A 9,469-nucleotide genomic window follows, 5' to 3' on the forward strand; every position below is an offset into this window, starting at 1 on the left:
CGGAACGGTTACTGGGCGTGCGCGTGGGCTTGCGTGGCTTCCGGCGGCTTCTTCTGCACGGTGACTTCGACGGTCACGTCACCGGCCTTTTCGAAGTGCATCGTCAGGGGAAAGCGCTTGCCGTCGGTCAGCAGACTGCGGTCGGTCGGATTCATCAGCATCACGTGATTGGCCATCGGCGCGAAGGTCACGTTTCCACCGGCCGGGATGGCCACGTTCGGCACCTGTTGCATCTTCATCAGATCACCCTGCATCACATGCTCGTGCAGTTCCGCAGTCGGGGCGATGGGCGAGTCGACACTGAGCAGGCGGTCAGCGGTTTTGCCGGCATTGTGAATGATGAAATACGCGGCAACGGTCGGCGCGTTCGGCGGCAGTTCCTGCGACCACGGGTGGGCGATTTCCAGCTCGCCGGCCTTGTATTCGTGGGCATGGGCGAAGCACGCAGGCAGCAACAGCGCAGCGATGACGATGAATTTGTTCAACATGGCAGTTCTCCAGAACGATTTGAAACGCAGGTCAAATGCGGGAACAAATCAAACCAGAGGAGAGGCGCGGGGATTGAGGCTCGGCCATTGCTGGCGCGGTGTCGGAGTTTGCAGCACGGCGGGCGCCACGCTGCGATTGCTTTCGTATTGAGCGAAATACAGCTGCGGCGAATGCCCCGGCAACGCCACCACCGGCGCCGATCCGGAACAGCACCAGCAATGCTGCATGGTCGAATGATTGTCACCGCTTTGCGGCGCTTTCTGATCGAGGCTGCCGATGTCGATCGCCACCATCTTCGTCCCGCTGCCGGTGCAGAAACTGCTCCACAGCAACTGCTCGGCCGGCGTCTGCGCCGCCTGCGCCATCGCTCCCGTCAACGGCATGGCGAGCATGTTGAACAGCACTGCAAAGCAGGCGATCCAGGCAAATGCGAGCCGGTGTCGGTTCATGGGACAGATCCGTAGGGTGGGCGATCAGGCGCGGCTATTTAGCCTGATCAGGGCCGATAAGTAAAAAAGCGTCGTGCGGTTTGGTGTCGCAGAGGATTCAGCCTGCTACGGCATGTAACCGCAAACCCAGCGCCTTCATGACTTTCATGATAGTCGCGAATTCCGGATTTCCAGTGCTGCTCAGCGCTTTATAAAGGCTTTCGCGGCCCAGACCTGCATCTCGTGCAACCTGGGTCATGCCTTGGGCGCGGGCAATGTCATTAAGCGCTGCACGGATGAGAACGCCGTCGCCAGCATCTTCGTCAAAACAAGCGTCCAGGTAAGCCGCCATCTCCTCCGGCGTTTTAAGAAACTCTGCAGCGTCGAAGCGGGTGAATTTTTCGGTCATGACTTACTCCTCATTACCGATGCTTTGCGCCATCCGGATGGCGCTTTTGATATCTCGTTTTTGTGTCGACTTGTCGCCCCCCAGCAGTAGCAGATAAATCACGTTACCTTTACGTGTGAAGTACATCCTGTAGCCGGGGCCGTAATGAACACGCATTTCATAAACGGCACTGCCAACGAACTCGCAATCACCCATGTTTCCATGCTCTGCACCTCGAATCCTGGCGATGATGCGAGCTTTGCCGTTGGTGTCTTTCATCGAGTCGAGCCAATCGGCAAATGCAGGGGATCGTTCAAATTCGATCATGTCGAAATCGTATTCCTTGGGATACAGACTGACAAGCTGCATTTTTCTTGAACGCTGCAGTGCGCTTCAAGAATTTGCTCGCTGCAAATCTGTGGGGATTAAAGGAATCGAAATCTTGGCTTGAGGTGGCAAAAGCGAACAGTCAGCTGCTTCCTGAAAATTTGCCGGCCAAATCAAGGATTAGCTCGAAATCAGGAATAATCTGACGTAGAGAGGGCTTTCAGGACTTCAGACGTACTCATGAACTCCCGATCAATCCCCGCCAACACCGGCCGCTTCAACACCATCACCGGCACCCCAAGCTCCCGCGCCACGTCCAGTTTCGGCTCGGTTGCGGTGCTGCCGCTGTTCTTGCTGATCAGCACGTCGATCTGCCGGCGTTCGAACAGCGCCCGTTCATCCTCCAGCAGAAACGGCCCACGGGCGCCGATGACTTCGCAGCGTTCGTTGCCGGGGTAGACGTCGAGGGCGCGCAGGGTCCAGAACTGGTGCGCAGGGATTTCGTCGAGGTGTTGCAGCGGTTCGCGGCCGAGGGTGAACAGGGGGCGGCGGAAGGGTTCGAGGGCGGTGATCAGTTCGGCCCAGTCGGCGACTTCGCGCCAGTCATCGTCGGGTTGCGGTTGCCACGCCGGGCGGCGCAGGGCCCAGCAGGGAATGCCGGTGAGTTGCGCAGCGGTGGCGGCGTTCTGGCTGATTTGCGCGGCGTAGGGATGGGTCGCGTCGAGCAAAAGTGTGATGCCTTCGTCGCGAATGAACTGCGCCAGACCTTCGGCGCCACCGTAGCCGCCGACGCGCACCTGACACGTCAGATCGGTCGGCACCCGGCCGACGCCGGCCAGGCTGTAAATGTGTTCCGGTCCCAAAGTGCGCGCGATGGCCAGTGCTTCAGTCACGCCGCCGAGCAACAAGATTCGCTTCATACAAAGGCTCCCGCATGGCCAACGATGCTGCCCTGACGATCAATCGCAAACACTTCGACCTGGATCTGCGCCGGCACCACGCTACGGGCGAATTCCAGAGCATGGCGACAGACCTCATCACCGAGGGCAACGCCCGCTGCACTGGCCATCGCCAACGCCTGCTGACTGGTGTTCGCCCCGCGAATGGCTTGCTGCAACGCATCGTCCGCACCAATCGCCGCCGCCCAGTCGGCCAGTTGCGGCAGGTCGATGCTCGAATGGCGCGAGTGCAGATCCATGTGCCCGGCCGCCAGTTTGCTGACCTTGCCGAAGCCGCCGCACAGGCTGAGTTTATCCACAGGCACTTTGCGCAGGTGCTTGAGCACGGCGCCGACGAAGTCGCCCATTTCGATCAGGGCGATTTCCGGCAGGTTGTAGACCCGGCGCATGGTGTCCTCGCTGGCGTTGCCGGTGCAGGCGGCGATGTGCAGGTAGCCGTTGGTTTTCGCCACGTCGATGCCTTGATGGATCGAGGCGATGTACGCCGCGCAGGAAAACGGCCGGACGATGCCGCTGGTGCCGAGGATCGACAGGCCGCCGAGAATCCCCAGGCGCGGGTTCATGGTTTTCAGCGCCAGGGCTTCACCGCCCTCGACATTGACCGTCACCTCGAAGCCGCCGCGATAGCCGGTTTCCTCGGCGAGCAGCGTCAGGTGATCGCTGATCATCTTGCGCGGTACCGGATTGATCGCCGGTTCGCCGACGGCCAGCACCAACCCCGGGCGGGTGACGGTGCCGACGCCTTTGCCGGCAATGAAGCGGATTCCCGGCTCGGCCATCAGTTGCACCCGTGAATAGAGCAGAGCGCCGTGAGTCACGTCCGGGTCGTCGCCGGCATCCTTGATGGTTCCGGCTTCAGCGCCGTCATCAGTCAGTCGACAGAACTCCAGGCGCATCTGCACCTGCTTGCCCTTGGGCAACACGATCTGCACGGCGTCCGCCACCACGCCGCCGAGCAGCAGGCGGGCAGCGGCGAGGCTGGTGGCCGTGGCGCAGCTGCCGGTGGTCAGGCCGCTGCGCAGGGGCGCGGGTTGTTCGGCGGTTTCGTCACGCATCGAGGGGTTTGACCAGATCGAGCAGGGTGATCGGCAGAGCCTGGCGCCAGGTGTCGAACTCGCCCAGCGGCTGGGCTTGAGCGATGTGGATGCGGGTCAGCTCGCCGCCGTGGCGTTCGCGCCAGCTCATCAAGGTCATTTCGCTTTGCAGGGTCACGGCGTTGGCGACCAGTCGGCCGCCGGGTTTGAGTTGTTCCCAGCAGGTGTCGAGCACGCCTTCGCGGGTCACGCCGCCGCCGATGAAAATCGCGTCCGGACGCTCAAGACCGGCGAGGGCCTGAGGAGCACTGCCGCGAATCAGTTGCAGGCCGGGCACGCCCAAGGCGTCACGGTTGTGTTCGATCAACTGTTGTCGGCCGTCATCGGCTTCGATAGCCAGAGCGCGGCAGCTCGGGTGAGCGCGCATCCACTCGATGCCGATCGAGCCGCTGCCGGCGCCGACGTCCCACAGCAATTCGCCCGGTGTCGGGGCGAGGCGGGCGAGGGTGATCGCGCGCACGTCGCGCTTGGTCAGTTGGCCGTCATGCTGGAAGGCCGAGTCCGGCAGACCGGCGAGACGCGACAGGCGCGGTGTCTGCGGATCGCCCAGGCATTCGATGGCGATCACGTTGAGGTCGGCAATGAGCGGATCGTTCCAGTCGTTGGCTGTGCCGTCGATCCGGCGCTCGGTGTCGCCGCCCAGATGTTCCAGAACACTCAGACGACTGGCGCCGAATCCGCGCTCACGCAGCAATTGCGCAACGGCGGACGGGCTCTGGCCGTCATTGCTCAGCAACAACAGGCGCACGCCGCTAAACAGTTGTGCGTTGAGGGCTGCAAGCGGGCGAGCCACCAGCGACAGCACGCTGACGTCCTGCAACGGCCAGCCCAGTCGGGCCGCCGCCAGCGAGCAGGACGACGGCGCCGGCAAAACCAGCATCTCGGCCCCCGGCACCTGCCGCGCCAGACTCGCGCCAACGCCGTAGAACATCGGATCACCGCTGGCCAGCACGCACACCGCTTCACCGCGACGCTCGAGCACCGGGGCCATGGAAAACGGGCTCGGCCACAACTGGCGTTCGCCACGGATGCACACTGGCAACAGATCCAGCTGACGCTGACCGCCGATGATCCGCGAAGCACCCAGCAAGGCGCGCCGGGCATTCTTGCCCAGGCCCTTGAAGCCGTCTTCACCGATTCCTACTACTGTCAGCCAGGGTGACATCTGTAGCCCCTCAAAAAAGTGTCCGCAAACGCGCCGTTCCGACGGGCAGACTTTTCATGCCGTCGGACAAAGCAGGCATAATACCGCGCCTTCGCCCGCGAAGCGCCTTTCCCACAGAGCTGCCAGCCCTTGAACGAACGTCCGATGTCCAACGCCATACGCCCCTCGGCCTGTCCGGGGTTGCTGCGTATCGTCCAGGCGCTGGATGGAGGGATCTGCCGGATCAAGCTCGATGGCGGTTCGATCACGGCCGATCAGGCCGATGCGGTGGCCAATGCCGCCGAGCGGTTTGCCGGCGGGGCGATCGAGGCGACCAACCGGGGCAATCTGCAGATTCGCGGGATCGGCGAGCAGTCCGCCGCGCTGATCGACAGCCTGTTGGCCGCCGGTCTCGGGCCGCGAACCGCAGCGGGTGACGATGTGCGCAACCTGATGCTCAGTCCCGCCGCCGGCATCGACCGGCAGATGCGCTTCGATACTCGTCCACTGGCCGGGCAGATCCTCGAAATCCTGCAAAGTCATCCGCGCTTCCACGAGCTGAGCGCCAAGTTCGCCGTGCTACTGGACGGCGGTGAAGCGCTGGCGATGCTCGAACATCCCCACGATCTGTGGTTGTCGGCATTCGAAGATCGCGGCGACACGCTGCTGGCGTTCGGCCTGGCGGGTTGCCCGACGGATCGACCGCTGGCTGCCGTGGCGCTTGCGGACGGACATGCGCTAGTGGTCGCGGTGCTGGAACTGTTCCTCGAACTGGCCCGTCCGGAGCAGACGCGAATGCGCCATCTGCTGGATGAATGCCCGGCGCCGGTGTTCCTGGAAAAACTCGCTCAGCGGATCAACCTGAAAGCCGCCGCTGATTGGCAGCGCGAAGCCGGACCTGAAGGTTTGCACCTCGGCATCCACCCTCAGCAATCGGCCGGTCAGGTCTATGTCGGTGCCGCCCCGGCGCTTGGCCGCCTCGATCCGGACATGCTGCGTGGCGCCGCACAATTGGCCAGAACCTTCGGTGACGGCAGCCTGCGTTTCACCCCTTGGCAGAGTCTGTTGCTGCCCAATGTGCGGGAAACTGATGCGGTTCAAATGCTCGACGAATTGAGCAAGCTGAACCTGCTGACCCGCATCGAAGATCCTTTGGCGCACCTGATCGCCTGCACCGGCGCCAACGGCTGCGGCAAAGGCCTGGCCGACACCAAACACGATGCCCGCCTGCTGGCTACGCTGTTGCCACACGCCGTTGATGTGCACCTGTCCGGCTGCCCGCGTTCCTGCGCCGCCGCGCATCGGGCTGCGGTGACTCTGCTGGCGGTCGGCCCCGGCCACTACGATCTCTATTTTCGCGATGCAGCGCTGCCGGGGTTCGGCGCGCTGCACGCTCACAACCTTACTATCGAAGCGGCGGCGAAATTGCTCGCCGCCCGCTCACGGAGCCCCCTTGATGCTTGATTACATCCGCGACGGTCAGGAGATCTATCGCAACTCCTTCGCGATCATTCGCAGCGAGGCCAACCTGGCTCGCATCCCGGCCGACCTGGAAAAACTCGCGGTGCGGGTGATCCACGCCTGCGGCATGGTCGAGGCTATCGACGGGCTGCAATTCTCCGAAGGTGCCGGCAAGGCCGGGCGCGATGCGCTGGCCGCCGGCGCGCCGATCCTGTGCGATGCGCGGATGGTTTCCGAGGGCGTGACCCGTGCGCGCCTGCCTGCCAACAACGAGGTGATCTGCACCCTGCGCGACGACAGCGTGCCGGAGCTGGCGCGCGAGCTGGGCAACACTCGCTCGGCAGCGGCGCTGGAACTGTGGCGCCCGCACCTGGAAGGCAGCGTGGTGGTGATCGGCAACGCGCCGACCGCGCTGTTCTATCTGCTGGAAATGCTCGACGCCGGTGCCCCGAAACCGGCGCTGATCCTCGGCTTCCCGGTGGGCTTCGTCGGCGCCGCCGAATCCAAGGCCGAGCTGGCCGCCAACAGCCGTGGCGTGCCGTTCGTGATCATGCAAGGCCGCCTCGGCGGCAGCGCCATGGCCGCCGCTGCAGTCAATGCCCTCGCCACGGAGATCGAATGATGCAGGCTCAAGGACGTTTGATTGGCCTGGGCGTCGGCCCCGGTGATCCGGAACTGATTACCGTCAAGGCCCTGCGCCTGCTGCGCGAATCGCCGGTGGTGGCGTACTTCGTGGCCAAGGGCAAGAAGGGCAACGCGTTCGGCATCATCGAAGCGCACCTGCAGGACGCCCAGAATCTACTGCCGCTGGTGTACCCGGTAACCACCGAAGTGCTGCCGGCGCCGCTGTCCTACGAGCAAGTGATCAGCGATTTCTACGATGACGCGGCAGTGGAAGTGGCCGCGCATCTGGATGCCGGCCGCGACGTGGCAGTGATCTGCGAAGGTGACCCGTTCTTCTACGGCTCCTACATGTACCTGCATGATCGCCTCGCCAGCCGATACGAAGCCGAAGTGGTGCCGGGCGTCTGCTCGATGCTCGGCGGCGCTTCGGTGCTGGGCGCGCCGCTGGTGTATCGCAATCAGAGCCTGTCGGTGCTGTCCGGCGTGCTGCCACATGACGAGCTCAAGCGCCGTCTGGCGGATGCCGATGCGGCGGTGATCATGAAGCTGGGGCGCAACTTCCCGAAAGTGCGCGACGTGTTGGCAGAGCTGGGCCTGGCTGAGCGGGCGCTGTACGTGGAGCGCGCGACCATGGCCAACCAGAAGATCGTGCCGCTGGATGAGGTCGAGCCGATGTCGTCGCCGTACTTCTCGCTGATCATTGTTCCCGGCGAACGGTGGCAAGGCTGATGACTCATTCCACACCGGCCATCGTCATCCTCGGCCAGGGCGCGCTGGCCACGGCCCGTCGCCTTAAGCAGGTCTATCCGGCGTCGCAGATTCACGGGCTCAACGGGCGAGTCGAAGGGGCTGATCTGACTTACAGCGACTTCGGCGCGACCCTGCGCGAGCTGTATCAACAGGACACTCCGATCATTGCCCTGTGCGCGGCCGGCATTGTCATCCGCACCCTGGCGCCGCTGTTGCTGGAGAAAGGTGTCGAGCCAGCGGTGCTCGCCGTGGCTGAAGACGGCAGCGCCGTGGTGCCGCTGCTTGGCGGCCTCGGCGGGGTGAATGTCATGGCTCGCGAGATCGCAGCTGCGCTTGAAGTGCCTGCGGCGATCACCACCAGCGGCGAATTGCGTTTCGGCACCTGCCTGCTCAACCCGCCCGGCGGTTATGCCCTCGGCGATCTGGAGCAGGGCAAACGCTTTGTCTCCGACTTGCTCGCCGGCCACAGCGTGCGCATCGACGGCGCAGCGCCGTGGCTTAAGCAGGCGCAACTGCCGGAAGATCCACAGGCGCAGCGTTCGATTCATGTGGGCAGCGATGCCCGCGCGGCGAGCGCCAGTGAGTTGCTGATTTATCCGCGCAGCGTGGCGGTGGCGGTCGGTGCCGATGTGGCCGACCTGCCTGATGTAATTCGCGATGCGTTGCAGCAGGCCGGTGTGGCGATTCAATCGCTGACCTGTCTGGTGGCGGCGGATACTCAGATGGCCAGTCCGGTATTGCGTGAAGCAGCGCTTGAACTGGCAGTGCCGCTGCGCTTTGTCGCGCCGGCGAATGACATCGGTGAGCTGGCTCGCGATGCAGTCTCCGCCGCTCGAATCATCACAACATCCCGCGACATTGCCATCGCCGTGGCCGAACAGCCGCTGGATGTTTCACAGGTCGGCCGTCCACGCGGTCGCCTGGCCGTCATCGGCCTCGGCCCAGGTGCGGCAGAGCTGATGGTGCCGGCGGTGAAAGCCGAACTGGCTCGGGCCACCGACGTGCTGGGTTACGAAACCTACGTGCGCATGGCCGGCCCGTTCCGCGACGATCAGGTGCAGCATTGCACCGACAACCGCGAAGAAATGCAGCGTGCCCGTCACGCCTTCAGGCTGGCGGCTCAGGGCCGTTCGGTGATCGTCGTTTCGTCCGGCGATCCGGGCGTGTTCGCCATGGCGGCGGCAGTGCTCGAAGCGTTGCACGAGTCGACGGACCCGGCGTGGCACAGCGTCGATCTGGAAATCCTGCCGGGTGTTTCGGCGTCGCTCGCCACCGCCGCTCAGGCCGGTGCACCGCTGGGCCACGACTTCTGCGTGATGTCGCTGTCGGACAACCTCAAGCCGTGGTCGATCATCGAAAAACGTCTGGATCTGGCCGCCGAGGCGGATCTGGCATTGGCCTTCTACAACCCGATCTCCCGTGCCCGTCCGTGGCAACTGGGGCGAGCGCTGGAAATCGTCGCGCAACACCGCACGCCGCAAACGCCGGTTGTGTTGGGCCGCGATATCGGCCGTCCCGGACAGGCGTTACGCACCACCACGTTGGGCGCATTGACTCCGGATCAGGTCGACATGCGCACCATGGTCCTGATCGGTTCGTCCACTACGTGCACCTTCTCTCGCCCGGAAGGCGGGGAGTGGGTGTATACACCGAGGTGGTACGGGGACAAGCCCGTAGCCTGATACCGTTATATTAGTTTTCGATAATGTCTAGTCCTGAAATAGGTTTACACCTGTTTCACCCTAACGCCCGATGCACCGCATCGGGCGTTTTGTATTTTAAGGACAGGTGCGGGCGCTCCTGGT

11 protein-coding genes are annotated in these 9,469 nt (G+C 63.7%); 4 read left to right on the forward strand and 7 right to left on the reverse strand.

Annotated elements, in window-relative coordinates; translation table 11 throughout:
- Nucleotides 1–8: 8 nt before the first annotated feature.
- The 7 genes from CAF90_RS28530 to cbiE all read right to left on the reverse strand — a co-directional run bounded on the left by CAF90_RS28530 (nucleotide 9) and on the right by cbiE (nucleotide 4,850).
- Nucleotides 9–488, reverse strand: a complete 480-nt coding sequence (locus tag CAF90_RS28530) for a copper chaperone PCu(A)C (RefSeq protein WP_085609231.1) — start codon at nucleotides 486–488, stop codon at nucleotides 9–11.
- Nucleotides 489–536: 48 nt separating this feature from the next.
- Nucleotides 537–938, reverse strand: coding sequence for a DUF2946 domain-containing protein (locus tag CAF90_RS28535; protein WP_085609232.1), 402 nt, complete (start codon nucleotides 936–938; stop codon nucleotides 537–539).
- 97 nt (nucleotides 939–1,035) lie between these two features.
- Nucleotides 1,036–1,326 carry an addiction module antidote protein gene (locus CAF90_RS28540; RefSeq protein WP_085609233.1) on the reverse strand — a complete coding sequence of 97 codons (291 nt, stop codon included), beginning with the start codon at nucleotides 1,324–1,326 and terminating at the stop codon, nucleotides 1,036–1,038.
- A gap of 3 nt (nucleotides 1,327–1,329) precedes the next feature.
- Nucleotides 1,330–1,632 carry a type II toxin-antitoxin system RelE/ParE family toxin gene (locus tag CAF90_RS28545; protein ID WP_085609241.1) on the reverse strand — a complete coding sequence of 101 codons (303 nt, stop codon included), beginning with the start codon at nucleotides 1,630–1,632 and terminating at the stop codon, nucleotides 1,330–1,332.
- 191 nt (nucleotides 1,633–1,823) lie between these two features.
- A complete protein-coding gene (locus CAF90_RS28550; protein WP_085609234.1) occupies nucleotides 1,824–2,552 on the reverse strand; it encodes a cobalt-precorrin-6A reductase in 729 nt (242 codons plus the stop codon).
- The gene (locus CAF90_RS28555; protein WP_085609235.1) at nucleotides 2,549–3,646 is read right to left on the reverse strand and encodes a cobalt-precorrin-5B (C(1))-methyltransferase; all 1,098 of its coding nucleotides are present in this window, start codon (nucleotides 3,644–3,646) and stop codon (nucleotides 2,549–2,551) included. Before CAF90_RS28555 ends, CAF90_RS28550 begins: the two co-directional genes overlap by 4 nt.
- Entirely contained in the window at nucleotides 3,639–4,850 is a 1,212-nt protein-coding gene (cbiE, locus tag CAF90_RS28560; RefSeq protein WP_085609236.1) for a precorrin-6y C5,15-methyltransferase (decarboxylating) subunit CbiE, read from the reverse strand. The genes CAF90_RS28555 and cbiE overlap by 8 nt, the downstream gene beginning before the upstream one ends.
- 144 nt (nucleotides 4,851–4,994) lie before the next feature.
- On the opposite strand from cbiE, the gene cobG reads away from it, so the two are divergent.
- Genes cobG through cobJ form a run of 4 tightly spaced genes read left to right on the forward strand, consistent with a single transcriptional unit; the run spans nucleotide 4,995 to nucleotide 9,346 of the window.
- The gene (cobG, locus tag CAF90_RS28565) at nucleotides 4,995–6,293 is read left to right on the forward strand and encodes a precorrin-3B synthase (protein WP_085609237.1); all 1,299 of its coding nucleotides are present in this window, start codon (nucleotides 4,995–4,997) and stop codon (nucleotides 6,291–6,293) included.
- Nucleotides 6,286–6,912, forward strand: a complete 627-nt coding sequence (locus tag CAF90_RS28570; RefSeq protein WP_085609238.1) for a precorrin-8X methylmutase — start codon at nucleotides 6,286–6,288, stop codon at nucleotides 6,910–6,912. The genes cobG and CAF90_RS28570 overlap by 8 nt, the downstream gene beginning before the upstream one ends.
- A complete protein-coding gene (locus CAF90_RS28575; RefSeq protein ID WP_371915881.1) occupies nucleotides 6,909–7,643 on the forward strand; it encodes a precorrin-2 C(20)-methyltransferase in 735 nt (244 codons plus the stop codon). Before CAF90_RS28570 ends, CAF90_RS28575 begins: the two co-directional genes overlap by 4 nt.
- The gene (gene cobJ / locus CAF90_RS28580; protein WP_085609239.1) at nucleotides 7,643–9,346 is read left to right on the forward strand and encodes a precorrin-3B C(17)-methyltransferase; all 1,704 of its coding nucleotides are present in this window, start codon (nucleotides 7,643–7,645) and stop codon (nucleotides 9,344–9,346) included. The genes CAF90_RS28575 and cobJ overlap by 1 nt, the downstream gene beginning before the upstream one ends.
- Nucleotides 9,347–9,469: the final 123 nt, after the last annotated feature.

It is taken from the genome of Pseudomonas sp. B37(2017) (assembly GCF_002112885.1).
Classification (GTDB): domain Bacteria; phylum Pseudomonadota; class Gammaproteobacteria; order Pseudomonadales; family Pseudomonadaceae; genus Aquipseudomonas; species Aquipseudomonas paraglycinae.

Bases quoted from the DNA above. Each gene is read 5' to 3' on its own strand.
- CAF90_RS28545 (WP_085609241.1), bottom strand. From the start codon at position 1,632: ATGATCGAATTTGAACGATCCCCTGCATTTGCCGATTGGCTCGACTCG.
- CAF90_RS28530 (WP_085609231.1), bottom strand. From the start codon at position 488: ATGTTGAACAAATTCATCGTCATCGCTGCGCTGTTGCTGCCTGCGTGC.
- CAF90_RS28555 (WP_085609235.1), bottom strand. From the start codon at position 3,646: ATGCGTGACGAAACCGCCGAACAACCCGCGCCCCTGCGCAGCGGCCTG.
- cobJ (WP_085609239.1), top strand. From the start codon at position 7,643: ATGACTCATTCCACACCGGCCATCGTCATCCTCGGCCAGGGCGCGCTG.
- CAF90_RS28540 (WP_085609233.1), bottom strand. From the start codon at position 1,326: ATGACCGAAAAATTCACCCGCTTCGACGCTGCAGAGTTTCTTAAAACG.
- CAF90_RS28535 (WP_085609232.1), bottom strand. From the start codon at position 938: ATGAACCGACACCGGCTCGCATTTGCCTGGATCGCCTGCTTTGCAGTG.
- cobG (WP_085609237.1), top strand. From the start codon at position 4,995: ATGTCCAACGCCATACGCCCCTCGGCCTGTCCGGGGTTGCTGCGTATC.
- cbiE (WP_085609236.1), bottom strand. From the start codon at position 4,850: ATGTCACCCTGGCTGACAGTAGTAGGAATCGGTGAAGACGGCTTCAAG.
- CAF90_RS28570 (WP_085609238.1), top strand. From the start codon at position 6,286: ATGCTTGATTACATCCGCGACGGTCAGGAGATCTATCGCAACTCCTTC.
- CAF90_RS28575 (WP_371915881.1), top strand. From the start codon at position 6,909: ATGATGCAGGCTCAAGGACGTTTGATTGGCCTGGGCGTCGGCCCCGGT.
- CAF90_RS28550 (WP_085609234.1), bottom strand. From the start codon at position 2,552: ATGAAGCGAATCTTGTTGCTCGGCGGCGTGACTGAAGCACTGGCCATC.